Origin of the sequence: Streptomyces sp. NPDC005863 (genome assembly GCF_042871345.1) — a bacterium.
Taxonomy (GTDB): domain Bacteria; phylum Actinomycetota; class Actinomycetes; order Streptomycetales; family Streptomycetaceae; genus Streptomyces.
The window spans coordinates 1302235-1329039 of the sequence record NZ_JBIAII010000002.1 but is presented as its reverse complement, the minus strand read 5'-3'; the positions used below and the strand labels follow the sequence as shown (position 1 = coordinate 1329039).

At 70.2% G+C, this 26805-nt stretch carries 25 protein-coding genes; 17 read left to right on the top strand and 8 right to left on the bottom strand.

Annotated features, from left to right (window positions below; all coding sequences use genetic code 11):
* The first annotated feature begins 68 nt into the window (after positions 1 to 68).
* Together ACFYO9_RS11940 and ACFYO9_RS11935 are read left to right on the top strand one after the other, a co-directional pair.
* Positions 69 to 977 carry a LysR family transcriptional regulator gene (locus tag ACFYO9_RS11940; RefSeq protein WP_358773482.1) on the top strand — a complete coding sequence of 303 codons (909 nt, stop codon included), beginning with the start codon at positions 69 to 71 and terminating at the stop codon, positions 975 to 977.
* Between the two features lie 177 nt (positions 978 to 1154).
* The gene (locus ACFYO9_RS11935) at positions 1155 to 2762 is read left to right on the top strand and encodes an AMP-binding protein (protein ID WP_358773483.1); all 1608 of its coding nucleotides are present in this window, start codon (positions 1155 to 1157) and stop codon (positions 2760 to 2762) included.
* Here ACFYO9_RS11935 and ACFYO9_RS11930 read toward each other — a convergent pair.
* A complete protein-coding gene (locus tag ACFYO9_RS11930) occupies positions 2740 to 3360 on the bottom strand; it encodes a GNAT family N-acetyltransferase (protein WP_358773485.1) in 621 nt (206 codons plus the stop codon). The two genes, ACFYO9_RS11935 and ACFYO9_RS11930, sit on opposite strands and share 23 nt — an antisense overlap.
* Before the next feature lie 120 nt (positions 3361 to 3480).
* Here ACFYO9_RS11930 and ACFYO9_RS11925 point away from each other — a divergent pair, with 120 nt between their 5' ends.
* Positions 3481 to 4746, top strand: coding sequence for an MFS transporter (locus ACFYO9_RS11925; RefSeq protein WP_388666160.1), 1266 nt, complete (start codon positions 3481 to 3483; stop codon positions 4744 to 4746).
* A gap of 46 nt (positions 4747 to 4792) precedes the next feature.
* Here the strand turns inward: ACFYO9_RS11925 and ACFYO9_RS11920 are convergent, their stop codons facing one another.
* Positions 4793 to 5575 (bottom strand): hypothetical protein, encoded by a 783-nt coding sequence (locus ACFYO9_RS11920; protein ID WP_358773487.1) that lies wholly within the window; start codon positions 5573 to 5575, stop codon positions 4793 to 4795.
* 424 nt (positions 5576 to 5999) lie between these two features.
* On the opposite strand from ACFYO9_RS11920, the gene gcl reads away from it, so the two are divergent.
* Entirely contained in the window at positions 6000 to 7787 is a 1788-nt protein-coding gene (gene gcl, locus ACFYO9_RS11915) for a glyoxylate carboligase (RefSeq protein WP_358773816.1), read from the top strand.
* A gap of 105 nt (positions 7788 to 7892) precedes the next feature.
* Positions 7893 to 9164 (top strand): Shedu anti-phage system protein SduA domain-containing protein, encoded by a 1272-nt coding sequence (locus ACFYO9_RS11910; RefSeq protein WP_358773489.1) that lies wholly within the window; start codon positions 7893 to 7895, stop codon positions 9162 to 9164.
* Positions 9165 to 9505: 341 nt separating this feature from the next.
* Here the strand turns inward: ACFYO9_RS11910 and ACFYO9_RS11905 are convergent, their stop codons facing one another.
* The 3 genes from ACFYO9_RS11905 to ACFYO9_RS11895 all read right to left on the bottom strand — a co-directional run bounded on the left by ACFYO9_RS11905 (position 9506) and on the right by ACFYO9_RS11895 (position 12979).
* Positions 9506 to 10963 (bottom strand): catalase, encoded by a 1458-nt coding sequence (locus tag ACFYO9_RS11905; protein ID WP_355805616.1) that lies wholly within the window; start codon positions 10961 to 10963, stop codon positions 9506 to 9508.
* A gap of 232 nt (positions 10964 to 11195) precedes the next feature.
* Positions 11196 to 12086: a 2-hydroxy-3-oxopropionate reductase gene (locus ACFYO9_RS11900; RefSeq protein WP_355805619.1), complete on the bottom strand. Its 891-nt coding sequence runs from the start codon at positions 12084 to 12086 to the stop codon at positions 11196 to 11198.
* 53 nt (positions 12087 to 12139) lie between these two features.
* Entirely contained in the window at positions 12140 to 12979 is an 840-nt protein-coding gene (locus ACFYO9_RS11895; RefSeq protein WP_355805622.1) for a TIM barrel protein, read from the bottom strand.
* A 125-nt stretch (positions 12980 to 13104) separates the two neighbouring features.
* Here ACFYO9_RS11895 and ACFYO9_RS11890 point away from each other — a divergent pair, with 125 nt between their 5' ends.
* The 8 genes from ACFYO9_RS11890 (at position 13105) to ACFYO9_RS11855 (ending at position 20508) form a co-directional block, all read left to right on the top strand.
* Entirely contained in the window at positions 13105 to 13383 is a 279-nt protein-coding gene (locus ACFYO9_RS11890) for a hypothetical protein (protein ID WP_355805625.1), read from the top strand.
* A complete protein-coding gene (locus tag ACFYO9_RS11885) occupies positions 13380 to 13757 on the top strand; it encodes a helix-turn-helix domain-containing protein (RefSeq protein WP_358773491.1) in 378 nt (125 codons plus the stop codon). The genes ACFYO9_RS11890 and ACFYO9_RS11885 overlap by 4 nt, the downstream gene beginning before the upstream one ends.
* A 179-nt stretch (positions 13758 to 13936) precedes the next feature.
* Positions 13937 to 14482: a 2-oxo-4-hydroxy-4-carboxy-5-ureidoimidazoline decarboxylase gene (gene uraD, locus ACFYO9_RS11880; protein ID WP_355805631.1), complete on the top strand. Its 546-nt coding sequence runs from the start codon at positions 13937 to 13939 to the stop codon at positions 14480 to 14482.
* The gene (gene uraH / locus ACFYO9_RS11875; RefSeq protein ID WP_355805634.1) at positions 14479 to 14886 is read left to right on the top strand and encodes a hydroxyisourate hydrolase; all 408 of its coding nucleotides are present in this window, start codon (positions 14479 to 14481) and stop codon (positions 14884 to 14886) included. The genes uraD and uraH overlap by 4 nt, the downstream gene beginning before the upstream one ends.
* A 5-nt stretch (positions 14887 to 14891) precedes the next feature.
* A complete protein-coding gene (gene pucL / locus ACFYO9_RS11870; RefSeq protein ID WP_355805637.1) occupies positions 14892 to 15824 on the top strand; it encodes a factor-independent urate hydroxylase in 933 nt (310 codons plus the stop codon).
* A 67-nt stretch (positions 15825 to 15891) separates the two neighbouring features.
* On the top strand, positions 15892 to 17310 hold the full coding sequence (locus ACFYO9_RS11865; protein ID WP_358773494.1) for a nucleobase:cation symporter-2 family protein: 1419 nt from the start codon (positions 15892 to 15894) through the stop codon (positions 17308 to 17310).
* A 49-nt stretch (positions 17311 to 17359) separates the two neighbouring features.
* Positions 17360 to 18769, top strand: coding sequence for an 8-oxoguanine deaminase (locus ACFYO9_RS11860; protein ID WP_355805643.1), 1410 nt, complete (start codon positions 17360 to 17362; stop codon positions 18767 to 18769).
* Positions 18770 to 19158: 389 nt separating this feature from the next.
* A complete protein-coding gene (locus ACFYO9_RS11855; RefSeq protein ID WP_388666215.1) occupies positions 19159 to 20508 on the top strand; it encodes a nucleobase:cation symporter-2 family protein in 1350 nt (449 codons plus the stop codon).
* Positions 20509 to 20621: 113 nt separating this feature from the next.
* Here ACFYO9_RS11855 and ACFYO9_RS11850 read toward each other — a convergent pair whose 3' ends face one another.
* Positions 20622 to 21566, bottom strand: a complete 945-nt coding sequence (locus ACFYO9_RS11850) for a hypothetical protein (protein ID WP_358706511.1) — start codon at positions 21564 to 21566, stop codon at positions 20622 to 20624.
* A 270-nt stretch (positions 21567 to 21836) separates the two neighbouring features.
* Between ACFYO9_RS11850 and ACFYO9_RS11845 the strand changes: the two genes are divergently transcribed.
* The 3 genes from ACFYO9_RS11845 to ACFYO9_RS11835 all read left to right on the top strand — a co-directional run bounded on the left by ACFYO9_RS11845 (position 21837) and on the right by ACFYO9_RS11835 (position 25079).
* Entirely contained in the window at positions 21837 to 23228 is a 1392-nt protein-coding gene (locus tag ACFYO9_RS11845; RefSeq protein ID WP_358773495.1) for a nucleobase:cation symporter-2 family protein, read from the top strand.
* Positions 23229 to 23309: 81 nt separating this feature from the next.
* Positions 23310 to 23771: an SgcJ/EcaC family oxidoreductase gene (locus ACFYO9_RS11840; RefSeq protein ID WP_358773497.1), complete on the top strand. Its 462-nt coding sequence runs from the start codon at positions 23310 to 23312 to the stop codon at positions 23769 to 23771.
* A 105-nt stretch (positions 23772 to 23876) separates the two neighbouring features.
* Positions 23877 to 25079: an MFS transporter gene (locus ACFYO9_RS11835; RefSeq protein WP_358773498.1), complete on the top strand. Its 1203-nt coding sequence runs from the start codon at positions 23877 to 23879 to the stop codon at positions 25077 to 25079.
* Here ACFYO9_RS11835 and ACFYO9_RS11830 read toward each other — a convergent pair.
* Positions 25048 to 25362, bottom strand: coding sequence for a DUF397 domain-containing protein (locus tag ACFYO9_RS11830; protein ID WP_355805657.1), 315 nt, complete (start codon positions 25360 to 25362; stop codon positions 25048 to 25050). The genes ACFYO9_RS11835 and ACFYO9_RS11830 overlap by 32 nt on opposite strands.
* Positions 25359 to 26195: a helix-turn-helix transcriptional regulator gene (locus tag ACFYO9_RS11825; protein ID WP_355805660.1), complete on the bottom strand. Its 837-nt coding sequence runs from the start codon at positions 26193 to 26195 to the stop codon at positions 25359 to 25361. Before ACFYO9_RS11825 ends, ACFYO9_RS11830 begins: the two co-directional genes overlap by 4 nt.
* A gap of 153 nt (positions 26196 to 26348) precedes the next feature.
* Here ACFYO9_RS11825 and ACFYO9_RS11820 point away from each other — a divergent pair, with 153 nt between their 5' ends.
* Positions 26349 to 26804, top strand: coding sequence for an ATP-binding protein (locus ACFYO9_RS11820; RefSeq protein WP_358773501.1), 456 nt, complete (start codon positions 26349 to 26351; stop codon positions 26802 to 26804).
* The last annotated feature ends 1 nt before the right edge of the window (position 26805 follow it).

Genomic DNA, 26805 nt, shown 5'->3' with positions numbered 1-26805 from the left:
GTCCGCCCCGCGCGGCGGGTCCAGGTCGCCTTACTGAAGTGAAGAGTCAGCAGAACTGATGCTCGCCGATGCTTGATGTCCGACGCCTGCGGCTGCTGCGGGAACTGTCCTACCAGGGCACCATCGCGGCCGTCGCCCAGACCCTCTCGTACACCTCGTCCGCCGTCTCGCAGCAGCTCAGCATCCTCGAACGAGAGGCGGGCGTCGCACTGTTGGAGCGCACGGGCCGCCGCGTCACCCTGACCCCCGCGGGCCGCCGCCTGGTCGGTCACGCCGAGGCGGTCCTGGAGCGGCTCGAACAGGCCGCCGGTGAACTCACCGGCTTCCGCACCGGACCCGCCGGGCCCCTGCGCATCGGTGCCTTCCCGTCGGCCGTCAAGGCGCTGCTCCCCGCCGCTCTCGCCGCGCTCTCGGCGAGCCACCCCGGCCTGGAACCGATGATCTCCGAGGTCGACCCCGCCGAGGTGGCGCAGGCCCTGCGGGCCGGCGAGCTGGACGTGGCCCTGCTCCACGAGTACGACTTCGTGCCGCACCCCCTGGAGCCCGGCCTCGGCGCCTCGCCCCTGTTCAGCGAGCCCATGTATCTCGCCTCCCGCACCGCCCCCGCGAGCGACGGGGCGCTCGCGTCGCCGGCTCCGTGGCGGAACGAACCCTGGATCACCGCGACGCCGCGGACGCTGTGCCACGCGATGACCGTCCGGGCCTGCGAGGCGGCGGGCTTCACACCGGGCATCCGTCATCAAGTCGACGACTTCGGGACGGTGTTGCGCCTCGTGGCGGCCGGCCAGGGCGTCGCGATCGTGCCGCATCTGGGCATCGCCGACGGCCCTCCGGACAACGTCGTCCTCACCCGCCTGCCCATCGAGCGCCGCACCGCCGTCGCCTACCGCAGCGGCGCGGAGCGGCATCCCGCCGTCGTGGCGGCGGTGACGGCCCTGCGGTCGGCCGTGCCGTCCGAACTCGTGCCGGAGCGTTGACGGGTGCGTCGGGGGTGGGCCCCGGATGTCGCGCGTTCACGGACGGGTGCCGAACGCATCCCGGGCCGCAACCCGATCACGTACTGGCGCCCGGCGCCTCCCCGGGTCACACTTTTCCTCCATCGATCTGTGTGCGGCGGCGGGCCGGTGTGCCCGGTGCCGTGAGGAGGACTACGGGTGAGCGAACTCTCGTACGCGCACGGCACCAGCGGCACCCCGCTGCTCGGCGACACCATCGGCCGCAATCTCGACCGGGCGGTCGCCGAGTGGCCCGAGCGTGACGCCCTCGTGGACGTCGCGGCCGGCACCCGCTGGACGTACGCCGAATTCGGGGCGGCCGTCGCACAGTTGGCCCGCGGCTTTCTCGGCGCGGGGGTGGCCAAGGGGGACCGCGTCGGGATCTGGGCGGTGAACTGCGCCGAGTGGGTGCTCGTGCAGTACGCCACCGCGCGCATCGGCGCCATCATGGTGAGCGTCAACCCCGCCTACCGCGCCCATGAGTTGGAGTTCGTCCTCAACCAGGCGGGCATCTCCGTCCTGATCGCCTCGCAGGCCCACAAGAGCAGCGACTATCGCGCGCTCGTCGACGAGGTGCGGCCCCGCTGCCCCGACCTGCGCGCCGTCCACTACGTCGGCGACGGCTCCTGGGACGCCCTCCTGGACGCCGGGCGCACGGTGGAGGTCGAGCAATTGCGGGCACGCGAGGCCGAGTTGAGTGTCGACGACCCGGTGAACATCCAGTACACCTCCGGCACCACGGGCTTCCCCAAGGGTGCCACGCTCTCCCACCACAACATCCTCAACAACGGGTACTGGGTGGGCCGCACCGTCGGTTACACCGAGCAGGACCGGATCTGTGTGCCCGTGCCCTTCTACCACTGCTTCGGCATGGTGATGGGCAACCTCGCCGCCACCTCGCACGGCGCGTGCATCGTCATCCCCGCGCCGTCCTTCGACCCCGTCGCCACCCTGCATTCCGTCGAGCGGGAACGCTGCACCTCGCTGTACGGCGTGCCGACGATGTTCATCGCGGAGCTCAACCTCGCCGACTTCGCGACGTACGACCTGAGTTCGCTGCGCACCGGCATCATGGCGGGCTCGCCCTGCCCGGTCGAGGTGATGAAGCGGGTGGTCGCCGAGATGCACATGGCGGAGGTGTCCATCTGCTACGGCATGACCGAGACCTCGCCCGTCTCCACCCAGACGCGCCGCGACGACGACCTGGAGCGCCGAACCGGCACGGTCGGCCGCGTCCTGCCGCACGTCGAGGTGAAGGTCGTCGACCCGGCGACCGGTGTCACCCTGCCGCGCGGCGCGTCCGGCGAACTCTGCACCCGGGGCTACAGCGTGATGCTCGGCTACTGGGACGAGCCCGAGCAGACCCGTGAGGTGATCGACGACGGACGCTGGATGCACACGGGCGACCTCGCGGTCATGCGCGAGGACGGATACGTGCAGATCGTCGGCCGCATCAAGGACATGATCATCAGGGGTGGCGAGAACATCTACCCGCGCGAGATCGAGGAGTTCCTGTACGGCCACCCGAGGATCACCGACGTGCAGGTGGTGGGCGTCCCCGACGAGCGGTACGGCGAGGTGCCGCTGGCCTGCGTGATCCTGCGGGACCTCGACGACGTACTGACGCTGGAGGAGCTCCAGGCGTACTGCAAGGGGCAGTTGGCGCACTACAAGATCCCGGCCGGGGTGCGGGTCCTGCGCTCCTTCCCGATGACGGTCTCCGGGAAGGTCCGCAAGATCGAGCTCAGGGAGCGGTACGGGGAGTGAGCGGCCCGTCCGGGATGGCGCGGCGCATGCACAGGCGGGGCCAGCGGTCCAGGCCCAACTCCGCCTCGTGCGCGCGGATCCGTCGCAGGGCCGGGGTGAGTTCGGCGTCCCCGAGCGGGCGGAAGCCGATCCGCGCGTAGTACGGGGCGTTCCACGGGACGTCGGCGAACGTGGTCAAAGTCAGCGCGGTCGCGCCCAGCATGCGGGCGTGGTCCGTCGCGTGCCCGATCAGGGCGCGGCCGATGCCGCGCCGGGCGGCGCGGGGGTGCACGGACACCTGCTCGATGTGGAACGCGGGACCGGCGCCGTCCGGTTCGGCGAGGGGGTCGGCGAGGGGGTCGGCGAGGAGTTCGCCGGCGAGGTACGCGACCGGGGTGGCGTCCGTGTCGGCCGGAACACCGGCGGCGACCCAGGCCCCGCCCGCGCTGCGGTACCGCTCCAACTCCTCGATCGTGAACGGCTCGTCGTCGGCGATCGCTGCCATGCCGAGGGCGCGGAACGCCTCGCCCGCGGCGCGCTCGATGTCCTGGAGCGCGGGCAGATCGGCGGCCGTGGCGGGACGGAGGATGGGCAGGGGCATGGGCATGGGCGCGGGCATGCGGCGAGTATGCCGTGGCCAAAACCGGTTGTGCGGCAAGGGGGCGACCGGCGATCGTGAGCCGGTCCTTCAGCTGGTTGGCGTGCCTGCCGGCCCGGCAGCCGATTCCGTGAGGTGAGAGTGCACCAGCCGCACCAGTCCCAGACCGGTGAGCCCGCGAGCCCCAGAGCCGGGCAGGAGCGCGCGCCGGGCCGCCCCGGACTCAGCCGCGGCATGGTGCTGCTGCTCGCCGTCACCTGCGGCGTGGCCGTCGGGAACGTCTACTTCCCGCAGGCCGTCAGCCCGTTGGTGGCCGACGGCCTCGGCGTGTCGGCCGACACCGCGGCGCTCGTCGTGACGGCCACCCAGTTCGGGTACGCGGGTGGCATCTTCCTGCTGGTGCCGCTCGGCGACCGCATCCCGTACCGGACACTCATCGTCACCCTCCTCGCGCTCACCGGACTCGGCCTGCTCGGGGCGGGCGCCGCGCCGGGGCTCTCGCCGCTGGTCGGGGCGAGCGTCCTCGTCGGCGTCACCACCGTGATCGCCCAGGTCATCGCGCCGATGGCCGCGGGCCTCGTACCCGAGGAGCGGCGCGGCGCCGTCACCGGCACGCTGCTGAGCGGGTCCATCGGCGGCATGCTGCTCTCCCGTGTCTTCGGCGGCGCCGTGGGGGAGTGGCTGGGCTGGCGTGCCCCGTATCTGATGACGGCGGTCGTCACCCTGCTCATCGCCTGCGTCCTGGCCCGCGCCCTGCCGAGGTCGACCGCGCCGTCCCGGCAGCGCTACCCCGCGCTGCTCGCCGAGGCGCTGCGCCTGCTGCGCACCGAGCCCGACCTGCGCCGCTCCGGTTTCTACCAGGCGATGATCTTCGGTGCGTTCTCCGCCCTGTGGACCGGCGTCGCGCTGCTCCTGACCGGTCCCACGTACGGTCTCGGCGCCTCGGCGGTCGGCGTGCTCGCCCTCGTCAACGCCGGGACCATGATCTGTACGCCGGTGGCGGGGCGGCAGGTGGACCGCCGGGGCTCCGACGCGGTGAACCTCGTCTGCATGGTCGCCGTCCTCGTGGCCGCCGCGGTCCTCTTCTTCGGGGGGCTCGGCGGGGCGGTGGGGCTCGTGGCGCTCGCGGTGGGTTCGCTGCTGCTCGACGTGGCGATGCAGTCGGGCACGGTCGCCAACCAGGTACGGATCTTCGGCCTGAGCGACGAGGCGCGGGCCCGGCTCAACACGGCGTACATGACCTGCGCGTACCTGGGCGGAAGCGTCGGTTCCTGGCTGGCGGTACGGGCGTACGGCGCGTTCGGCTGGGCGGGGGTGTGCGGGCTCGTGGTCCTGCTGACGGGCCTCGCGCTCGGCCGGCATGTGGCGCATTTGATGCGGGTGGGGCGGCCGGTGGACGTGGGGTAAGGGGTACGAGGAGGGCGGCCCGGCTCGTACGGTTCAGGCGGCCCCCTCACGCCCCCGTGGCGACCAGCTCGTCCGCCGCGCTGTTGACCGGTTGGGGCGTGCCGGTCAGGTCCATGGTGAACAGGGGGACGCCCAGGGTGTCGGCGCGGGTGCGGGCGCCCGCCGTATATCCGGCGAGGGAGAAGCAGGCGCAGGTCACCGGGGTGTCCCCGGCCTCGGTCATGGCGGTCAGCCACAGGCACTCGACGTCGCGCAGGGTGGTGGGCCGCAGCGCTGCCTCGACCTGGGCCAGCAGGCCGCGCGCCGCGATCCGGGCGCCGGAGGGCGGTCGCCGGGCGGCGCTGCGGGTGTCCGGGTAGCCGAGCCACCGCAGATACAGGGCGGCCACCGTCACCGCGTCGCGCGCGTCCCGGATCGTCACGGGGCGGAAGGCGGGGCGCGGGCGCGGAGCCGTGCGGGGCAGTGAGATGTGGGCGGGCGGTTCCGGCGGGTCGGGAGGCTCGGGCGGGGCGTCCTCGCGGGGGTCATCCCGACCGGGGCCGCCGCTGCCGAGCCCCTCCCCGCCGGCCGAAATGACCGGAACGCGCAGCACCACCCCGCACACGCAGTCAAGCTCCGGCTGCGGCCAGTGGCCCGGGCGGCCGCAGGCCCCGCACCGCACGGTGACCCACTCGTCCGCCCAGGCCCGGTCCGTCACCGGCTCCGGCGCGGCGCCCCGGTCCACCGGAGGGGTCACGGGGGCCCCGCACGCGCAGGGGTAGGCCGGAGGAACGTACAGATGCTCGCGCCGGCACCCCGGACACCGTATCGGCGCGCCGCTGTCCGTCACCGTAACCACCGCCTGCCGTAACCGCCCCGCCCCGCCCCGCAATGCCGTGCCCTGCTGCCGTGCCCTGCTGTGCCGCGCTATGCCGTGTCGCGCTGTGCCGTGCGGCCCGCCTTCGGGCCGTCCCCACCCATCCTCCCCCTAACGCGTCCCCCGCGACCGGAAGTTGGCTCAACGGGCGAACCGGGCTCCGGGGTGGACGGCTCACGGGGCGGTCGGCGGTCCGCGAGAAAGAGCCGACCGCCCTCCTCTCGTGGTCCCTCTCTTGACGGTCTCCCGCACGCCCGCTTACATTGCTTCCATATAGCAGAACTAAATTTCCACAATGCGGAAACAGAAGCTCACCGCGGGGCGCGACGGGAGCCGGATCCGCCAGCCGTATCCGGCAGCCGAAAAGCTGTCGAAGCTGTCGAAGCAGGAGAACCCCATGGCTCGTATGACCGCTGCCCGTGCGGCAGTTGAGATCCTCAAGCGCGAGGGCGTCGTCAACGCGTTCGGTGTGCCCGGCGCCGCGATCAACCCCTTCTACAAGGCGCTCAAGGAGGGCGGTGGCATCGACCACACGCTCGCCCGCCACGTCGAGGGCGCCTCGCACATGGCCGAGGGCTACACCCGGGCCAACCCGGGCAACATCGGTGTCTGCATCGGTACGTCGGGTCCGGCCGGCACCGACATGATCACCGGCCTGTACTCGGCGATCGGCGACTCCATCCCGATCCTCTGCATCACCGGCCAGGCGCCGACGCACCTCCTGCACAAGGAGGACTTCCAGGCGGTCGACATCGCGACCATCGCCAAGCCGGTCACGAAGATGGCCGTCACGGTCCTGGAGGCCGCGCAGGTCCCCGGCGTCTTCCAGCAGGCCTTCCACCTGATGCGCTCGGGCCGTCCCGGGCCGGTCCTCATCGACCTGCCCATCGACGTCCAGCAGACCGAGATCGAGTTCGACCCGGAGACGTACGAGCCGCTGCCGGTCTACAAGCCGACCGCGTCGCGCGCCCAGATCGAGAAGGCGATCCGCTTCCTGGTCGAGTCCGAGCGTCCGCTGATCGTCGCGGGCGGCGGCATCATCAACGCCGACGCCTCCGACCTGCTGGTCGAGTTCGCCGAGCTCACCAGCACGCCGGTCGTGCCGACCCTGATGGGCTGGGGCACGATCCCCGACGACCACGACCTGAACGCCGGCATGGTCGGTCAGCAGACCGGCCACCGCTACGGCAACGCCACGTTCCTGGAGTCGGACTTCGTCCTCGGCATCGGCAACCGCTGGGCCAACCGTCACACCGGTTACGCGCTGGACGTGTACACCGAGGGCCGCAAGTTCGTGCACGTCGACATCGAGCCGACCCAGATCGGCAAGATCTTCGCGCCGGACTACGGCATCGCCTCGGACGCGAAGGTGGCCCTGGAGCTGTTCGTCGAGGTGGCGAAGGAGCTCAAGGCCGAGGGCAAGCTGCCCGACCGTTCGGAGTGGGTCGCCTCCCACCTCGAGCGCAAGGAGACGCTGCAGCGCCGCACGCACTTCGACGACATCCCCATGAAGCCGCAGCGCGTCTATGAGGAGATGAACAAGGCGTTCGGCAGGGACACGCGGTACGTCACGACCATCGGTCTGTCGCAGATCGCGGGCGCGCAGATGCTGCACGTCTACAAGCCGCGCAACTGGATCAACTGCGGCCAGGCCGGCCCGCTGGGCTGGACCATCCCGGCCGCGCTGGGCGCCGCGAAGGCCGACCCGGACGCGCAGGTCGTCGCGCTCTCGGGTGACTACGACTTCCAGTTCATGATCGAGGAGCTGGCGGTCGGTGCGCAGCACCGCATCCCGTACGTCCACGTCCTGGTGAACAACGCCTACCTGGGCCTGATTCGTCAGGCGCAGATCGGTCTGGACATCAACTTCCAGGTCAACCTGGAGTTTGAGAACCAGAACAGCCCCGAGCTGGGTGTCTACGGCGTCGACCACGTCAAGGTCGCCGAGGGCCTCGGCTGCAAGGCGATCCGCGTGACCGACCCGAACGAGCTGGCGACCGCGTTCGAGCAGGCCAAGAAGATGGCCCAGGAGTTCCAGGTGCCGGTCGTCGTCGAGGCGATCCTGGAGCGCATCACGAACATCTCCATGAGCCCCACGGCCGACATCAGCGCGGTCAAGGAGTTCGAGGAGATCGCGACGGAGCCGGGCCACGCGCCGACGGCGATCCGCCCGCTGAAGGTCTGACCAACCGCTCCTCCGAAGCCGGGGCGGCCCACCCGTGGGGGGTGGGCCGCCCCTTCGGCGTGCGTACGTGGGGCGTTGTCAGTGGCGGGCGGCACACTGGGCGCCATGGCGATACGGGCGGACGCGACGCTGGAAGAACAGGTGCGGAGAGCGGCCGGAGAGGCTGTGGATGAGGGGGTGCGTGGCGGTCTCGACGCCGTGGGCTCGCATCTGCGCGGGGGCAGGGGAGGGAAGCTGCGGGGCGGCGACAAGAAGCTGCTCGTGCTGCTCGCGCAGGCGCGGGCGGCGGCCGCGGCGGCCGGTGAGTGGCACGTCGTGCGTCTCGTGCAGGACGCCGTGGACTATGCCGAGGGGCGCCTGCTCAAGCCTGAGTTGCAGGATCGCTTGCGGCTGTTCCGCGACGGTCGCAGACCGGTGAGCCAGCAGACGTATCTGTCGCGCGTGACATCGTCCGGTTACGACCACGCGGCGGACGCCGGGGAGGAGTTCCTGTTCGGCCACCCGGACGCCGGGCCGAAGGAGCTGATCGGCCACCTGCGGTCCCTGGCGGGCGACGCCCGGTTCCTGGATGCCCCGCCCGACCGTCCGGGGCGGTACGTGATCCCGCGCGGCGCCGCGGAGATCGCGATCTGGGTGGAGCGCATCCTGCGCGACGGCCGCATCGACATCGAGGACCCCGCCGACGCGGCCCGGCGGCTCGTCACCTCACCCGACGCCCTCGCCCTGCTCGCCGCCGACCACGAAGGGCAACTCGTGTTGCGGGCAGCCGAGTTGCGGCGCCGGGCGGCAGGCCTTGATGCGTTGCGCAAGGTCGTCGAGGACCCCGAAGCTTCCGAGTACGACCTGCAGCAGGCCCTCCAGGGGCAGCCCTGGATCTTCGGCGGCCGCTATGTCGCCGAGCTCGCACAGCGGCGCCTCGTGCCCGGTGACGAGCTGGACATTCCGCTGCTCCGTGGCGACGGTGCCCTGCACATCGTGGAGCTGAAGCGCGCGAGGGGCCTGAAGGGAGCGCTGGTGAAGAAGCACCGCGACGCCTGGGTTCCGACGGCGCAGGTGCACGACGCCGTGGGGCAGGCCGTCAACTACCTCGTGGGCCTCGACGAGAATCGTGACCGCATCCGTGCTCAGTTCCGCATCGAGACGCGCAGAGCGAGCGCCCTGGTCCTGGTCGGCCACCCCGATGTGCAGCCCGACGTGCCGGAGGAGCAGCTCAACGAGGCGCTGCGGACGTTCAATTCCCACGTCAGCCGCGTCGAGGTCCTCACCTACAAGGAGCTCGTCGACAACGCGCACCGCTCCCTGGCGGGCGCCCCGCACACAGAAGAGCGCCGAGTACGGGACCGTCCGTACTCGGCGCTCTGGCCTGACGTCGTGTGACGTTGTGACCGCCCGACCGCGCGCGACTGGCGGAACATGCATACGCGCTGCCGGGCGGAGTCCATGTGTCTCCGGGGCGGGCGGAGAATCGGTCGGGGCCGCGGCGGCCGGCTGCGATGGACCGAGGATTCCCCTCCCTCAGGTCGAGAAGGGAAGCGTCGGACCTTGACCACCGCACTGGCTCGCAGAGCCGCCGCGGACCCGTGCCTGTCCGCGTCAGCGGACTGCCCGCGGTGCGCACGGGACCACCCCTCATCCGGGTCCGTGGCGGTGCGGGCTCAGCACCGGTGGGTCGACCTCCCGTCAACCCACCGGCACAGCATGGGAGTTACCGCGCTCGCTCAGTCCTCGCGCAGGGCGCGGACCGCCTCTTCGACGCGCTTGCCGTAGTCGGCGTCGGCGGCGTGGAAGTGGGCGAGGTTCTTCTCGATGACGTCGTCGCGCGAGACCTGCGACAGGCCGCCCGCGATGTTCGCCACCAGACGGGACTTCTCGTCCTCGGACATCAGCCGGTAGAGCTCGCCCGCCTGGAAGAAGTCGTCGTCCTTGGTGTGGGTCGCGGCCTCGTGCGTGCCGGTGTAGCCGGCGACGGCGAGCGGCGCCGACAGCGGCTGGCCGGTCTCGGCGGGACCGTCGTACGAGTTGGGCTCGTAGTTCTTGCGGTCACGGCCGTAGGCGTTGGACGCCATGAGACCGTCGCGGCCGTAGTTGTCGACCTTCGTCGCCTTGGGCGCGTTCACCGCGAGCTGGGTGTGGTTGACGCCCAGGCGGTAGCGGTGCGCGTCCGCGTAGGCGAACAGGCGGCCCTGGAGCATCTTGTCCGGCGAGGGACCGATGCCCGGCACGAAGTTGTTCGGCGAGAACGCGGCCTGCTCGACCTCGGCGAAGACGTTGTCGGGGTTGCGGTCGAGGACCAGACGGCCCACGCGCTGCAGCGGGTAGTCCGCGTGCGGCCACACCTTGGTGAGGTCGAACGGGTTGAAGCGGTAGTCCGCCGCCTCGGCCGCCGGCATGATCTGCACGTGCAGCGTCCAGGACGGGTTCACGCCGCGCTCGATGGCCTGCAGCAGGTCCGTCTGGTGCGAGTTGGCGTCCTGGCCCACGGTCTCCGCGGCCTGGTCGGCGGAGAGGCTGCGGATGCCCTGGTTCGTCTTGAAGTGGTACTTGACGAAGAAGGCCTCGCCCTTGGCGTTCGTCCACTGGTAGGTGTGCGAGCCGTAGCCGTTCATGTGACGGTACGAGGCGGGGATGCCGCGGTCGCCCATCAGCCAGGTCACCTGGTGCGTGGCCTCGGGGGCGTGCGCCCAGAAGTCCCAGACGTTGTCCGGCTCCTGCTTGCCCGTGAAGGGGTCGCGCTTCTGGGAGTGGATGAAGTCGGGGAACTTGATCGGGTCCTTGATGAAGAACACCGGGGTGTTGTTGCCGACGAGGTCGTAGTTGCCCTCTTCGGTGTAGAACTTCAGCGCGAAGCCGCGCGGGTCACGGACCGCGTCCGCGCCGCCGAGGCTGTCCGCGACGGTCGAGAAGCGCAGGAAGACCTCGGTGCGCTTGCCGATCTCGTTCAGGAAGTCGGCGTGGGTGAAGCCGGTGACGTCGTCGGTCACCTCGAAGTAGCCGTACGCGCCGGAGCCGCGGGCGTGCACGACGCGCTCCGGGATGCGCTCACGGTTGAAGCGGGCCAGCTTCTCCAGGAGGTGCTGGTCCTGGAGCAGGATCGGGCCACCGACGCCGGCGGTGGCGGAGTTCTGATTGTCGGCGACGGGGGCGCCGGACTCGGTCGTGAGCACACGCTTCGACATGGTGGCGAGGTTGACCTTCCGTACGGAACTGCTTCGACTGCAGACGGTGTTCGGGAGCGTATGGAGCCCTGAGCAGCTACGTCAACAGTTTGTTGAAGTTTTTGGGTGGGCCTTGGTGCGACGGGTGGAGCGGGTGGTGCGCGTGGTGTTCCGGGCCGCGGCGACGCCTGGGCGCGACAGGACAGGTGTCAGCGCCGCCACGGCCCGGAAGTTCAGGGGAGCTCGCTGTGGCTCAGAGCTCGGCGCCCGACAGGCGCTCGACGGAGCGCAGCAGGGCGGAGTGGTCCAGGCCGCCGTCACCCTGCGCGCGCAGCGAGGCGACGAGCTGGGCGACGACGCCGCCGACCGGGAGGGCCGCACCGACGTTGCGGGCGGCGTCGGTGACGATGCCCATGTCCTTGTGGTGCAGGTCGATCCGGAAACCGGGCTTGAAGTCGCGGTTCAGGAAGTTGTCCTTCTTGCGGGTCAGCACGGTCGAGCCGGCCAGACCGCCGTTCAGGACGTCGAGCGCGGCCTTCAGGTCCACGCCGGACTTCTCCAGGAAGACCACGGCCTCGGCGCACGCCTGGATGTTCACGGCGACGATGAGCTGGTTGGCGGCCTTGACCGTCTGACCCGAGCCGTGCGGACCGCACAGCACGATGGTCTTGCCCAGCGCGTCCAGGAGCGGCTTGGCCTCGTCGAAGTCGGCCTGCTCACCGCCGACCATGATGGAGAGCACGGCCTCGATGGCACCGGCCTCGCCGCCCGAGACGGGGGCGTCCAGGACGCGCAGGCCCTTCTCCTTGGCGGCCTTGGCCAGGTCCACCGAGGTCTGCGGGGTGATCGACGACATGTCGACGATCAGCGCGCCGGACCTCGCGTTCTCCAGGATGCCGTCAGGACCGTACGCGATGGCCTCGACCTGCGGGGAGGCGGGCACCATCGTCACGATGACGTCGGCGTCCTTGACGGCCTCGGCGATGGACTTCGCCGCGGTGCCGCCGGCCGCGGCCAGGCGGTCCAGCTTGTCCTGCTCAAGGGTGAAGCCGGTGACGGAGTAACCCGCCTTGATCAGGTTCTCGGACATGGGGGAGCCCATGATGCCGAGGCCGATCCACGCGATCTTGGGAAGGTTGCTCATGAGGGTGTCTCTCCTACTGCTCTCAAGCGTGTCGTACGTCGGTGAGTTGGCGCTCAGCGCGCGGCGCGGGCCTCGGCGGGCAGCCAGTCGAAGGCCTCGGCGCTCGGGCGGTCGCCCGCCTTGTACTCCAGGCCGACCCAGCCCTCGTAACCCGCCTTCGCGAGCTGGTCGAGCAGGCCTTCCAGGGGGAGCGAGCCGGTGCCGGGGGCGCCGCGGCCGGGGTTGTCCGCGATCTGCACGTGGCCGGTCTTGGCCGCGTACTGCTCGATGACCGACGGCAGGTCCTCGCCGTTCATGGACAGGTGGTACAGGTCCATGAGGAACTTGGCGTTGCCGAGGCCGGTGGCCGCGTTGACCTGGTCCACGACCTCGATCGCCTTCGGCGCGCTCACGATCGGGCAGCGCGGCGACTCGGGCTTGTTGAGGGCCTCGATCAGCAGGATCGCGCCGACGCGGTCGGCCTCGCGGGCGGCGAGCACCAGGTTCTCCAGGGCGAGTTCGTCCTGGGTGGCCGGGTCCACGCCCTCCACGCGGTTGCCGTAGAGCGCGTTGAGCGCCGTGCAGCCGAGCGACTGCGCGAAGTCCGCCGCCACCGCGAGGTTGGCGCGGAACTTCTCGCTCTCCTCGCCGGGGATCGACAGGGCGCCGCGGTCGGGACCGGGCAGCTGCCCGGCGTAGAAGTTCAGACCCACCAGCCGCACGCCCGCGTCCTCGATCGCCTTCTTCAGGGCGTCGAGCTCGGACTGCTCGGGGGTGGGGGCGTCGACCCAGGGCCACCACAGCTCGACCGCGCTGAAGCCGGCCTTCGCGGCGGCCGCGGGGCGCTCCAGGAGCGGGAGCTCGGTGAAGAGGATCGACAGGTTCACATTGAAGCGCTGGTCGGAGTATCCCATGGGGCTTCCGCGCTCCTTCCGTATTGCGGAAGTTCATTTCTGCTTGATGGAAGACTGCCTGCGGTCTGCGGAAGCTGTCAAGAGGGGGCTGCCGAAAATTCGATCGGCGGCATTAGGTTGTGGACGTGCGATTGAGAGTGGAGTTCACGACCGAACCCTTCGATCTCGACGAGGCCCCCGCGCATGCGCTGGTGGCCCGTGAGGTCATCCAGGGGGCCCCGCTGGACGCCGTGGACGTAGGTCCGTTCGGCAATACGGCCGAGGGGGACGTCGACGCGGTGCTGACCGCCGTCGACGCGATGCTGCGCCGGTCCCTGGGCGCGGGCGCCACCCGCGTCTCGCTCCAGGTCAACGTGATCGGCGAGCCGGGCGGCCCGGCGGACCCGGGGGAGGCGGATAAGTGACCGGTTTTGGGGACGACCCCTTCGTCACCGCGGTGAAACCGCTGGTGGACGCCATGGGCGGCGAGATGATGCCGCCCGAGCAGGCGGGGAGCGACGACGTGGTCCTCGCCTGGGAGGGCGAGGACGTGGTGGCCGTACGGCTGCCGCAGCTCGCCGACTCGCTGGACCACATCCTGCTGGCCCTGGAGCGCAAGCAGGGCAGACCCCTCTCCGAGCTGGACCGCAAGGCCAAACAGGAGGTCGTGCGCATACTGGAGGCGCGGGGCGCCTTCTCGGTCCGGCACGGCGTCGAAACGGTCGCAGGCGCGCTCGGCGTCAGCCGCTTCACCGTCTACAACTACCTGAACAGGGAGAATGCCGCGAAGGGGGAGTAAATCCCCCCGTGGGACCCCCGCGCACCCCGTCCTTTTCGTCACGCTGAGCGGCCGAGCCGTCACCCTTTCACCGGGTGACGGCTTCTTTGTTCAAGTTATTTCAACAAACTGTTGACGCGGTGTTGTTCAAGGTCTTAGCTGTTCCGCAGCCCGTCCAGCACAAGGCCACGGAGGCTCCCGTGACTTCGAGTACACAGCGTTTTGTGGGGGAGGCCCCCACGCCCCCGGCGGGTCTGACCCGGTTCAACGCCTTGGAAGAGGCCGCGGCCACCGCCGCCCTCCACGAGGCCTGCGCCTCTTCGGCCTGGGGAAGCAGACTGCTCTCCCAGCGCCCCTACGCCACCGCCGACGACCTCCTCGCCGCGAGCGACGCCGCCATGGCCGAGCTCACCGCCGACGACCTGGCCGAGGCGATGGCGGGGCACCCGCCGATCGGGCGCCCGAAGCCCGGGGACCCGACCTCGTCCCGCGAACAGCGGGGCATGGCCGATGCCTCCGAGGAGCTCAAGGCCGAACTGCTCGAACTGAACCTGGCCTACCAGGAGAAGTTCGGTCACGTCTTCCTGATCTGCGCGACCGGCGCGACCGCCGAGTTCATGCTCGGCCAGCTCAAGATCCGGATCGAGAACGAGGCGGAGGGAGAGCGCGAGATCGTCCGCACCGAACTGGGCAAGATCAACCGCATCCGCCTGACCCGCCTCGTAGAAGAAGGAAACGACGCATGAGCACGGAAACGACCGCCTCGGTGTCCACGCACATCCTGGACACCAGCGTCGGACGTCCCGCCGAGGGCGTCGCCATCTCCCTGTCGGCCCGCAGTGGCGCCGGCGAGGAGTGGAAGGCGCTCGGCGGCAGTGCGACCGACGCGGACGGGCGCTGCAAGGACCTGCCGGCCCTGCCGGAGGGGACCTCGCACGTACGGCTCGACTTCGAGACCGAGCCGTACTTCCTGAGCAAGAACCATCAGCAAGCCGAGGCGCAGCAGGACGCCCCCGCGAATCGGGACAGCGGTGCGACCGGAGCGTTCTTCCCGGAGGTGGCGATCACGTTCGCCGTCACGCCGGGCGAGCACTACCACGTACCGCTGCTGCTCAACCCGTTCGGCTACTCCGTTTACCGAGGGAGCTAGCAGACATGCCCACCATTCTGGGACAGAACCAGTACGGCAAGGCTGAGAACCGGGTCGTAAAGATCACGCGGGACGGCGACACCCATCACATCAAGGACCTGAGCGTCTCCGTCGCCCTCTCCGGCGACCTGGACGACGTCCACTACAACGGCTCGAACGCCAACTGCCTGCCGACGGACACGACGAAGAACACCTGCTTCGCGTTCGCCAAGGAATACGGCATCGAGTCCGCCGAGCAGTACGGCATCCACCTCGCCCGGCACTTCGTGGACAGCCAGCCCTCGATCCACCGCGCGCGGATCCGGATCGAGGAGTACTCCTGGGAGCGCATCGGCGGCTCCGACAGCAACGCCAAGTTCATCGGCGCCGACGAGGTCAACCACTCCTTCGTCCGCAAGGGCCAGGAGACGCGGCTCGCCCAGATCACCTATGACGGCGAGAAGTTCGAGGTCCTCTCGGGTCTGAAGGACCTGACCGTGATGAACTCCACGAACTCCGAGTTCTGGGGCTTCATCAAGGACAAGTACACGACCCTCCAGGAAGACTACGACCGCATCCTCGCCACCTCCCTCTCCACCTGGTGGCGGCACAACTGGACCAGCGACGAGCAGCGCATGCCGAGCTGGGAGCGGTCCTACGCGCAGGCGAAGAAGCACATCCTGCACGCCTTCGTGGAGACCTACTCGCTGTCGCTGCAGCAGACGCTTTACCAGATGGGCTCGCGGGTCATCAACAACCGCAGCGAGATCGACGAGATCCGCTTCTCCGCGCCCAACAAGCACCACTTCCGTCAGGACCTCTCGCCCTTCGGCCTCGACAACGCGGCCAAGGACGGGGCGGTCTACTACGCCGCCGACCGTCCCTACGGCCTCATCGAGGCCACGATTCTGCGGGACGGCGTCGAGCCGAAGATCCCGGTCGACATGACCAACCTCTGACGCGGGATGCGCGCCCCCACCCCACCGCAGTGGGCGGGGGCGCGCCACACCGGAGGGAACATCCGCAATGGCACAGCCTGCAAAGGGGCCGGCAGCAGCCGAAGGCCCGTGTTCCACCCCATCGGACACAGCTGACAGCGCATCAACTCCCGACTGTCACCCGGTGGATGAGAAGCTCCATCCCTCGCGGCTCGTCCCCGCCGCGCTCCAGCACATCGCCGCCATGTACGCGGGTGTGGTCACCCCTCCGCTCATCATCGGCCAGGCCTGCGGCCTGGACACCGTGGCGCAGACCCGGCTCATCGCCGCCGGACTGCTGATCGCCGGTCTCGCCACCATCCTGCAGACCCTCGGCGTCAAGGGCTTCGTCGGCAACCGTCTGCCGTTCGTCAACGCCGCGTCCTCGGCGGGCATCGCGCCCATCCTCGCCATCGCCGAGACCAACGCCAAGGGCGACCAACTCCCCGCGATCTACGGCGCGGTGATGGTCGCGGGCGTCTTCTGCCTCGCCGTGGGACCCTTCTTCGGCAAGCTGCTCCGCTTCTTCCCGCCGCTGGTCACCGGCGTCGTCATCACCCTCATCGGCGTCACGCTGATGCCCGTGCCCGTCAAGTGGGCGCAGGGCGGCGACGACACCGACCCGACCTTCGGCGCCATGAAGTACCTGGCGCTCGCCGCCTTCACGCTCGTCGTGATCCTGCTCTTCCAGCGCTTCGGACGCGGCTTCCTCAAGCAAGTCGCCCTGCTCGCGGGCATGTTCATCGGAACGCTCGCCGCGATCCCGTTCGGCATGGCCGACTTCACGTCGGTGCAGACGGCCCCGCTCGCCGCCCTGCCCACGCCGTTCGCCGCCGGCGCCCCCGTCTTCCAGCCCGCCGCGATCCTCTCCCTGTGCATCGTGATGCTGGTCCTGATGACCGAGTCGGCGGCCGGCATGCTCGCCCTCGGCGAGATCTGCGAGCGCAGGACCGACGGCAGGACCATCACCCGCGGCCTGCGCACCGACGGCATCGCCACCCTGGTGGGACCGGTCTTCGGCGGCTTCCCGACCTCCGCCTTCGCGCAGAACGTCGGCGTCGTCTCGCTGACCCGGGTGCGCAGCCGGTACGTCGTCGCCGTCGCCGGTGGCGCGCTCATCGTCCTCGGCGCCTTCCCGGTGCTCGGCGCGGTCGTCAACGTCGTCCCGATGCCGGTCCTCGGCGGCGCGGGCATCGTCCTCTTCGGCTCCATCGCGGTCAGCGGCATCCGTACGCTCTCCGAGGCGGGCCTGGACGACAGCTCCAACATCATCCTGGTGGCCGTGTCGCTCGGGGCGGGCATCATCCCCCTCGCCGCGCCCACCTTCTACGCGGAGTTCCCCGCCTGGGCCCAGACGGTGCTCGGCTCCGGCATCAGCGCCGGCGCGCTCGTCGCGGTCTCGCTCAATCTGTTCTTCCACCATCTCGGCACCCGTGGCTCAAGCGCCGCGGCACTCAAATCTTCCTAGGGTCATGCCGTGCCCACATCGCATCGCCACCAGTAGAGAAGGAAGCACCATGGCAGCATCGGCAACCCCCAACGGAAACGACGGCGCCGTAGAGCGCATCGTCATCGAGAACGCCGCGATCGCCACGGTCGACGCCCAGGACACCGAGTACGCCTCGGGGTACGTCGTCGTCGCCGGCAACAAGATCGAGTCGATCGGCGCCGGCAAGGCCCCCGAGGGCCTGGCGAACGTCGTGCGCCGCGTCGACGCCACCGGCCACCTGGTCACCCCGGGCCTGGTCAACACGCACCACCACTTCTACCAGTGGATCACCCGGGGCCTGGCCACCGACCACAATCTGTTCAACTGGCTGGTGGCGCTCTACCCGACGTGGGCGCGCATCGACGAGCAGATGACGTACGCGGCCGCGCAGGGCTCCCTCGGCATGATGGCCCGCGGCGGCGTCACCACCGCCATGGACCACCACTACGTCTTCCCGCAGGGCTCCGGCGACCTCTCCGGCTCGATCATCCGCGCCGCCTCCGAGATGGGCGTCCGCTTCACCCTGGCCCGCGGCTCCATGGACCGCAGCGAGAAGGACGGCGGGCTGCCCCCGGACTTCGCCGTCGAGACCCTCGAAGGCGCGCTCGCCGCGACCGAGGAGACCGTCAAGAAGCACCACGACGCCTCCTTCGACGCGATGACGCAGGTCGCCGTCGCGCCGTGCTCGCCCTTCTCCGTCTCCACCGAACTCCTCAAGCAGGGCGCCGAGTTGGCCCGCCGCCTGGGCGTGCGGCTGCACACCCACGGCAGCGAGACGGTCGAGGAGGAGAAGTTCTGCCACGAGCTGTTCGGCATGGGCCCGACCGACTACTTCGAGTCGACCGGCTGGCTCGGCGAGGACGTGTGGATGGCGCACTGCGTCCACATGAACGACTCCGACATCGAGGCCTTCGCCCGTACGAAGACCGGCGTCGCGCACTGCCCGTCCTCCAACGCCCGCCTCGCCGCCGGCATCGCCCGCGTCCCCGACATGCTGAAGGCGGGTGTCCCGGTCGGCCTCGGCGTCGACGGCACCGCGTCTAACGAGTCCGGCGAGCTCCACACCGAACTGCGCAACGCGCTCCTGATCAACCGTCTCGGCGCCCACCGCGAGGCCGCCCTGAACGCCCGTCAGGCGCTGCGCCTCGGCACCTTCGGCGGCGCGCAGGTCCTCGGCCGCGCCACGCAGATCGGTTCCCTGGAGGCCGGCAAGCTCGCCGACCTGGTGCTCTGGAAGATCGACGGCATCGGCCACGCCTCCATCGCCGACCCGGTGACCGCCATCGTCTTCGGCGCGGCGGCCCCGGTCACCCTGTCCCTCGTCAACGGCAAGCCGGTCGTCGAGAACGGCACCCTGCTGCACGCCGACGAGGACGCCATCGCCCGCTCCACCCGGGAGCAGGCCCAGCGTCTCGCGCGGATCGCCGCCGGGAGCTGAACCCGAGAACTCCGGTCGGGGGGGACGGCCCCCGACCGGACTTGAGCAGCCGAGCGGGCTGCTCAAGAGCCGCCCCGGAACGCGGCCCAAAGCTTCGCGTTCCTGGGGCGGTCCGTACTACCTGGGCGCATTTTCCCACCGGCCACGCCGGTGCTCCGCGGTACCCACAACTTCACATCGAGCAAGTCCTTGCATTACGCACCACCTCCCAGAAGCGAAAAGTGCCGGCGGCCCGCCGGGACCGGAAAACAACCGGAGGAGCCACAGTGGCCACTCAGCCCAGGTTCACCAAGCAAGGCACCACCTCAGAACCACCACAGAACGACGAGGAATCCATACCTTCGACCGGGTCCGTGCACCCGGTCGACGAGAAGCTCCCCGCCCTGAAGATGGCGACGACCGGCCTGCAGCACGTGGCCGCCATGTACGCGGGCGTCGTCGCCCCGCCGCTCATCGTGGGCGCGGCCGTCGGACTCTCGCCCAAGGAGCTGACGTTCCTCACCGGCGCCTGTCTGTTCACCGCGGGCCTCGCGACCTTCCTGCAGACCCTCGGGTTCTGGAAGATCGGCGCCCGGCTGCCCTTCGTCAACGGCGTCACCTTCGCCGGTGTCGCGCCGATGCTCGCGGTCGTCGACTCGACCGACGACAAGAAGGACGCCCTGCCGCTCATCTTCGGCGCGGTGATCGTCGCGGGCGTGCTCGGCTTCATCGCCGCCCCGTTCTTCTCGAAGATGGTCCGCTTCTTCCCGCCGGTCGTGACCGGCACGGTCATCACCCTCATCGGCATCTCGCTGATGCCGGTCGCCTTCGGCTGGGCCCAGGGGCCCGTCCCCGGCGCCGACGACTACGGCTCGACGAAGAACCTGGGGCTCGCCGGCCTCACCCTCGTCATCGTCCTGCTCCTTCGCCGCTTTACCACCGGCTTCGTGAAGCAGATCGCGGTCCTGCTCGGCCTCGTCATCGGCACGCTCATCGCGATCCCGTTCGACGCCACCGACTTCAGCCCGATCGGCGAGGCCGACGTCATCGGCTTCCCGACGCCCTTCCACTTCGGCGCCCCGCAGTTCGCGGCCGCCGCCATCGTCTCCCTCTGCGTCGTCATGGTCGTCTCGATGACGGAGTCCACGGCCGACATGCTCGCCCTCGGCGAGATCGTCGAGCGGCCCGCCGACGAGAAGACCATCGCGGCCGGACTGCGCGCCGACACCCTCGGCTCGGCGCTCAGCCCGCTCTTCAACGGCTTCATGTGCAGCGCCTTCGCGCAGAACATCGGCCTGGTCGCGATGACGAAGATCCGCAGCCGCTATGTCGTCGCCGTCGGCGGCGCCTTCCTGGTCCTCATGGGCCTGTGCCCGATGGCCGCGTCGCTCATCGCGGTCGTGCCGCGCCCCGTGCTCGGCGGCGCGGGCGTGGTGCTCTTCGGCTCGGTCGCCGCGAGCGGCATCCAGACGCTGGTCAAGGCGAACCTGGAGCGGGACAACAACGTCCTGATCGTGGCCGTCTCGCTGGCGGTCGGCCTGATCCCGATCGCGGCGCCGGAGTTCTACCACGCGTTCCCGGAGACCGCGAAGATCATCCTCGACTCGGGCATCTCGACGGGCTGCGTGGCCGCCGTGCTGCTGAACCTGGTCTTCAACCACATCGGTCGAGGCGCCGAGGAGGACGACGTCACGTCGCCGATGGAGCCGGGCAAGGAGATCGCCGAGACGCGGGTGCCGGGCCAGACCGTGGCGCACTGACGTACCGTCAACTGCCTTACGCACAAAGGTGGTCCCTCGCGCGGTCAGGTCCCGGGCGAGGAACCGCCTTTGTGCGTGCGAGGCACCGCCACTTTCGTGCGCGCGACGCTCGCTCAGTCGCTGTCGACGTCCATCGCGTCGCCCTGCTGCTGCCCCGCCCCGGCGCCGCCGGCCGGAATGACCTTGAGGATGTTGCCGTCCTTGTCGCACAGCTCCGCGCGCAGGACGTGACCGGACGTCATGCCCCGCCAGAAGATGACCTCCTGCTGCTGGGCGAAGGACGTGGTGCCCAGCGTGTCCACCAGGTCGATGCCGCCGGGCGCGCTGATCACATAGCGGTAGCCGCTGCCGTCGGGCTGGCGCGCCCAGTCGGGCACGTATCCGCCGGGGGAGCGGGTGGTGCTGACGAAACCGGTCTTGGTCAGCAGCTTCTGGTAGTGCCGCAGGCTGGCCGGCAGCTTGTCGTTCCAGGAGTCGAACCCCTTGCCGAGGATCTGGTCGGGGGTGCGCTTGTCCCACCGGTACAGGAGCTCGTTGTCCTTGCGGTAGCGCAGCGGCGGGAGGGCGCGGCCCTGCTTGCGGTCCTCGCGCATCGACTTCACCTTGCCGGGATCGGGGCCGTACGTGCTGTCCCCGAAGCCCACCGTCGGCTGCGGGGTCGGCGTGGTCTCCCGCGGATACTTGTTCCGCTCGTCCAGGAACGACGCGTAGTCGTACTCGCCCGCCTCCGAGTCGGTGCCGCCGTCCGTGAGCTCCTCGGCGTCGGAGAAGTCCCGCGCGTCGACGTCCATCGCGTCGGGGCTCGCGGGCGCGCGCTGCACGGTGGCCTCCCCGGCCGCACCGGCCTGCCCGTGGCCGCAGCCGGCCCCGTGCCGGTGCCGCTCCTCGGCCCGGCCGTCCTGCCGGAGCATCTGTACGACGGCGGCGTTGCCCGCGGACCCTTGCAGGGCGAGCAGCCGCTGCAGGTGCGAGTCCGTCTCGGCCGCGGCCTTGCCGGCCGGGGTCCGCGGCTTCCCGGCGGCGTTCGTTCGGGCGGGCTCGCGTTCGTGTGCGCGCATCGGGGCTCCTCGGTCACAGAGACTCCAGTCTTCTCACAGAGCACCCCCGTGGGGCCAGGAACCGAAGGGCAGGCCTGGATGACTGAAGGGGCAATTCCGTTTATCGGGGGGCTTCCGTAGCCGGGGTCTGCTGGCGTAGGTTCGTGCCGCCGTCAACCGCATGGCGGAAGTTACTTTCCAGTCGGATGTGCCGGTCTCGGTTCCGCGTCTCTCGAACTCCCACGGAACCGAGCCGAATTCCGGCGTCACGCAACGGAAGAAGCGCCACCCATGAGTTCTGAAGTGAAGTCCGCCGGTACCGGTGACGACGCCCCGAAGGTCCATCCGGTCGACGAGATCCTGCCGCCGGGCCGCATGCTCGTCGCCAGTCTCCAGCACGTCGCCTCCATGTACGCGGGGGCGGTCTCCGTGCCGCTCGTCGTCGCCGTCGCGGCGAAGATGTCACCGGGCGACACGGCCGTGCTCATGGGCGGCAGCCTCTTGATGGCGGGCATCGCGACGCTGCTGCAGACCCTCGGCATCGGCACCTTCATCGGCTCGAAGCTCCCGTTCGTCAACGGCGTCTCGTTCGCGGGCGTCGGCGTGATGCTGACGATCATCGCGACCCAGGGCGGCGTCGAGGCGGGCATGCCGGTCGTCTTCGGCGCCATCATCGTCTCAAGTCTCTTCGGTTTCCTGGTCAGTTCGTACTTCTCACGGCTCGTCCGGTTCTTCCCGCCCGTGGTGACCGGCTCGGTCATCACCCTCATCGGCGTCTCGCTCATCCCTGTCGCGTACGACTGGATCGTCGACGACTCGGCGACGGGCACGCCGGAGCCGAGGAGCATCGGGCTCGCGGGCGCGACCGTCCTTGTGATGCTCCTGCTCCAGCGTTTCACGCACGGGTTCCTGAAGCAGATCAGCATGCTCGTCGCGATGGTCTTCGGCACGGTGCTCGCGATACCGATGGGCCTCGCCGACTTCTCGAAGCTCGACGGCGCCGACCCGGTCGGCATCCCGTCCCCGCTCCACTTCGGCGCACCGGAGTTCAACATCCCGGCGATCATCTCCATGTGCGTCGTCATGCTGGTGATCCTCACGGAGTCCACCGCCGACATGATCGCCCTCGGGAAGATCGTCGACCGCGAGGTGGACGAGAGGACCATCGCGCGCGGCCTGCGCGCCGACGCGCTCGGCTCCGCGCTCAGCCCGCTCTTCAACGCCTTCCACGCCAGCGCGTTCGCCCAGAACATCGGCCTGGTCGTCATCTCCAAGGTGCGCAGCCGCTTCGTCGTGGCACTCAGCGGCGCGATCCTCGTCCTGATCGGCCTCAGCCCGGCCGCCGCGGCGCTGATCTCGGTCGTCCCGATGCCGGTGCTCGCCGCCGTCAGCCTCTTCCTCTTCGGCTCCATCGCCGTGAGCGGCATGCAGACACTGCTCCAGGCCGACCTGCACCGCGGCGACAACGCCCTCATCGTGGTCGTCACCCTGGGCGCCGGCCTGGCCCCCGCCCTCTCCGACGGCTTCTACGACGCGTTCCCCGACTGGGCGCAGATCGTCCTCGGCTCGGGCATCTCGACGGGCTGCATCCTCGCGGTGTCGTTGAACCTGGTCTTCAACCACCTGGATACGAAGCCGGGTTCGGCACCGGAGCCGGTGCCGGAGGCGGCGGCGACGCACTGACGGAACGAGGGGGGCTTGTCCCGGTCCTCCGTACTGCCGGGGCTTGACCTCAAGGGCGCTTGATGTTCGAACATGGCCGTCATGCGCACCGAATCAGCCACCACCGAACCGTCGTCCACGAAGTCGCCGTCCGCCGAGTCCGCGGACCTCGTCGCGATACGTCAACTCGTCGACGCCGCCGTCGCGTCGCAGTCCGACCCGGACCGCTTCCTGCCCTTGCACACCGCAGACACCAGCGTCGTGAACTTCCGCGGGCGCCGCGTCGCGGGGCGGGAGACGCTGGACGCGGCGATGCGTCAGGCCCTCGCCTCCCCGCTGGCCGACGTGGTCACCACGGTCGAGGTCGAGGACATCCGCCTGATCCGCGACGACGTCGCCCTCGTGGCGAGCGTCAAGCACGTCTCCGACCGACGGCAACCGGGGGCTGACGGCGACCCCGTCACACCCCTGCACGCCACCTCGGGCCGGCTCACCTACGTCGTCGTGAAGGAGGCCGGCACCTGGCGGATCGCCTCCGCCCAGACCACGCCGATCCTGGACTGACCCGGACCGACGCCCGGGACCGTCCGGGCGCCCCGCGCACCCCGTACGACGTTGACGTCGAATTCATGCCAGACCCGGGCGGGTGGCCGCTGCTGAACTCGGACCATGTCCGCACCGACGTCCACTCCGGCCCCGCCCCTCGACGCCCCCGCCACCGCCACCCGCACACCCCTCATGGGATGGCTCGCCGTCGTCTCCGTGACCCTGGGGATCTTCTCCATCGTCACCACCGAGATCCTGCCCATCGGCCTCCTCACCCCCATCGGCGACACCTTCGGCACCTCCGACGGCATCTCCGGCCTGATGATGATGCTGCCGGGCCTGCTCGCCGCCCTCGCCGCGCCCACCGTGACCGTCACCACCGGCCGCGTCGACCGGCGCCGCATGCTCTGCCTGCTCATGCTGGTGCTCGCCCTCGCCAACTTCATCGCCGCGACCGCCCCCGCATACTGGGCGATGATGGTCTCCCGCGTCCTCGTCGGCCTCGTCATCGGCGCGTTCTGGTCCATCGGCGCGGGCCTCGCCGCCCGCCTCGTGCCCGAGGCGCAGGCCGGGCGCGCGACCGCCGTCATCTTCTCCGCCGTCCCCCTCGGCTCCGTCCTCGGCGTCCCCGCGGGCACGCTGCTCGGCCAACTCGCGGGCTGGCGCACCGCGTTCGTCGCCATGGGCGTCCTCACGCTGGCCGTGCTCGCGGCGCTCCTCGTCTCCCTGCCGCCGCTGCCCCCGCAGCACGTGACCCGGCTCGCCGTCCTGCGCGAGCTGCTCGGCGCGCCACGTGTCCGGCTCGGCCTCGTCGTGACGTTCCTGGTCGTGGCGGCCCACTTCGGCACGTACACGTACGTCACCCCCTTCCTCGCGGAGGTCACCGACGCGGGCCCTTCCCTCATCACCGTCTTCCTGCTCGCCTACGGCGTCGCCGGCATCGGCGGCAACTTCCTCGCGGGCACGTGGGCGCGGCGCAGGCTCCGGGCGACCTTCGCCGTGGCGGCGGGCCTCATCGCCACGGCGACGCTGCTCCTGCCGGTGCTGGGCACCGCCAAGGCCGGCGCGTTCGTGCTGCTCCTGGTGTGGGGTCTCGCCTACGGCGCGGTGCCGGTCTGCTCCCAGGCATGGTTCGCCAGCGCCGCGCCCCACGCTCCGGAGGCGGCGTCCGTCGTCTTCACGTCCTCGTTCCAGGCGACGTTCGCGCTGGGCGCGGTGGCCGGCGGGGCGGTGGTCGACGGGATATCGGTCTCGACCGCGATGCTGTGCGGGGGCGTTGCGGCTGCGCTGGCGGTCATGTCCCTGCGGTGGGGGCGTACGCGATGAAGTCCCGCCACGCGGCGGGGGCAAGGGCCAGGGCGGGGCCCTGGGGGTTCTTGGAATCGCGGATGTGGACGGTGGCGGGGCAAACGGCGACCTCCAGGCAGTCGCCAGAACTCCCGCTGCTGTAACTGGACTTGTGCCAGTTGAGGGCGACCTCCACGCAGTCACCGTCACCGCTGCTGCTGTAGCTGGACTTGCGCCAGTCCAGGGCGACCTCCACGCAATCGCCGCTGGAGTCGCCGCTGTAGCTGCTCTTGAACCAGGAAAGTTCGATCGTGCTGCTCATCGCGCTCCTCGCAGTCGCTCCAGCAGGTCCGCGGAATCCTCGGGCGTGAGGGCCTGCGTGCGCAGTTTCGCATACCGCATCTGCAGAGTGCTGATTACCTTCGGGTCGGAGATGAACTGGCCGTTCTCCTGCCCCTCGCAGTACCCGAACCACCGGTTGTCCGGTGTTTCCAGGAGCTGAATGGGACCGTTCAACCCGGAGTGCACCCCGCGCTTCAACGGCATGATCTGCAACTCGACGTTGCGAGAAGCAGCAAGGTCCAGTACGTGGTCGATGAGCTCCCGGGCGGTCTCCACACCCCCCGTGCGACGCAGGAAGATGTGCTCCTCGATGATGAAGCTGAAGTCCGTGTTCGGTCGGTCCCGCAAGAGGTGCTGACGCTCCAGACGCGCAGCCACCTGAGCTTCCAACTCCTCGTCGGACAGGGGTGGGACACGGGCGCCGAACAGGGTTCGCAGGTACGCCTCCGTCTGCAGCAGACCCGGCACCAGCCGACACTCGTACGTATAGAGGTTGAGCGCCTCCTGCTCCAACTGCGCCCACCGCCGGAACCAAGAAGCCAACCCCCGCTGCCGGGAAAGCTGATGCACCACCAACCGCAACGTCCCGAACGCGTCCAGCGCCGCCTCGCACCGGTCCACGAAGCGCGACGGCGGAAAGCGCCGTCCCTGCTCGACGGAGGCGATGAAGTGCGGGGAGTACCCGATCTCCGGCGCGAGGGACTCCTGCGTGAACCCCGCCCGTTTGCGGAAACTCTTCAGTGCCGCTCCGAACGCCTTGAGGCCGTCCGTCGGTTCGGGCTCGTTCGCGCCCTGCGTGCTTGACGACGTCACGCGCGTCCCCTGACACTCGCTCACCGGTCCCCGCCAACCCGCCCATGGTCACGGTCGGTTACGCGTACTGTCCACACTTCGCACCCGTACAAATACGGAGCGTACGAGTCGGGTGCCTGGTGACAGGGTGGGCGCGGGGCCACCGTGGGCGTCATGTCACAGCGAGTGCAGACGTCCGTCTCCGTCCACATGTTCACGGAGCGTTTCAGTGCGACGCCGCGAGGAGCCCGGCTCGCGCGTCGGATGGCGCGGTACCGCCTGGATGGGTGGGGCATCCCGTACGGGGGTGAGATCTCCGAGCGGGCGGCGCAGATCATCGCCGAGCTGGCGGCGAACGCCGCGACCCACGGCAGGGTCGCGGGCCGGGACTTCGAGCTCCGGCTGACCTGCACGGGCGAGGCGGTCCGGATCGAGGTGAGCGACGCCCGTACCGAGCGGTGCCCCACGGAGGAGCCCCGGCGCCCGGACCCCGACGACGAGTCGGGGCGGGGGCTCCTCCTGGTGGCCGCGCTGGCGGACGAGTGGGGGGTGGCGCGGCGCGACGTCGGCAAGACGGTGTGGGCGTGGATCGACCGCCGCCCCGCGGCCGGCCACCCGCCCAGCGGTTAGT

What these genes read in the sequence shown, in the direction of transcription:
- ACFYO9_RS11940 (WP_358773482.1), top strand. Translation starts at nt 69, where the DNA reads ATGCTTGATGTCCGACGCCTGCGGCTGCTGCGGGAACTGTCCTACCAG.
- ACFYO9_RS11930 (WP_358773485.1), bottom strand. Translation starts at nt 3,360, where the DNA reads ATGCCCGCGCCCATGCCCATGCCCCTGCCCATCCTCCGTCCCGCCACG.
- gcl (WP_358773816.1), top strand. Translation starts at nt 6,000, where the DNA reads ATGGCTCGTATGACCGCTGCCCGTGCGGCAGTTGAGATCCTCAAGCGC.
- ACFYO9_RS11910 (WP_358773489.1), top strand. Translation starts at nt 7,893, where the DNA reads ATGGCGATACGGGCGGACGCGACGCTGGAAGAACAGGTGCGGAGAGCG.
- ACFYO9_RS11905 (WP_355805616.1), bottom strand. Translation starts at nt 10,963, where the DNA reads ATGTCGAAGCGTGTGCTCACGACCGAGTCCGGCGCCCCCGTCGCCGAC.
- ACFYO9_RS11900 (WP_355805619.1), bottom strand. Translation starts at nt 12,086, where the DNA reads ATGAGCAACCTTCCCAAGATCGCGTGGATCGGCCTCGGCATCATGGGC.
- ACFYO9_RS11895 (WP_355805622.1), bottom strand. Translation starts at nt 12,979, where the DNA reads ATGGGATACTCCGACCAGCGCTTCAATGTGAACCTGTCGATCCTCTTC.
- uraH (WP_355805634.1), top strand. Translation starts at nt 14,479, where the DNA reads ATGAGCACGGAAACGACCGCCTCGGTGTCCACGCACATCCTGGACACC.
- pucL (WP_355805637.1), top strand. Translation starts at nt 14,892, where the DNA reads ATGCCCACCATTCTGGGACAGAACCAGTACGGCAAGGCTGAGAACCGG.
- ACFYO9_RS11865 (WP_358773494.1), top strand. Translation starts at nt 15,892, where the DNA reads ATGGCACAGCCTGCAAAGGGGCCGGCAGCAGCCGAAGGCCCGTGTTCC.
- ACFYO9_RS11860 (WP_355805643.1), top strand. Translation starts at nt 17,360, where the DNA reads ATGGCAGCATCGGCAACCCCCAACGGAAACGACGGCGCCGTAGAGCGC.
- ACFYO9_RS11855 (WP_388666215.1), top strand. Translation starts at nt 19,159, where the DNA reads ATGGCGACGACCGGCCTGCAGCACGTGGCCGCCATGTACGCGGGCGTC.
- ACFYO9_RS11850 (WP_358706511.1), bottom strand. Translation starts at nt 21,566, where the DNA reads ATGCGCGCACACGAACGCGAGCCCGCCCGAACGAACGCCGCCGGGAAG.
- ACFYO9_RS11845 (WP_358773495.1), top strand. Translation starts at nt 21,837, where the DNA reads ATGAGTTCTGAAGTGAAGTCCGCCGGTACCGGTGACGACGCCCCGAAG.
- ACFYO9_RS11840 (WP_358773497.1), top strand. Translation starts at nt 23,310, where the DNA reads ATGCGCACCGAATCAGCCACCACCGAACCGTCGTCCACGAAGTCGCCG.
- ACFYO9_RS11835 (WP_358773498.1), top strand. Translation starts at nt 23,877, where the DNA reads ATGTCCGCACCGACGTCCACTCCGGCCCCGCCCCTCGACGCCCCCGCC.
- ACFYO9_RS11830 (WP_355805657.1), bottom strand. Translation starts at nt 25,362, where the DNA reads ATGAGCAGCACGATCGAACTTTCCTGGTTCAAGAGCAGCTACAGCGGC.
- ACFYO9_RS11820 (WP_358773501.1), top strand. Translation starts at nt 26,349, where the DNA reads ATGTCACAGCGAGTGCAGACGTCCGTCTCCGTCCACATGTTCACGGAG.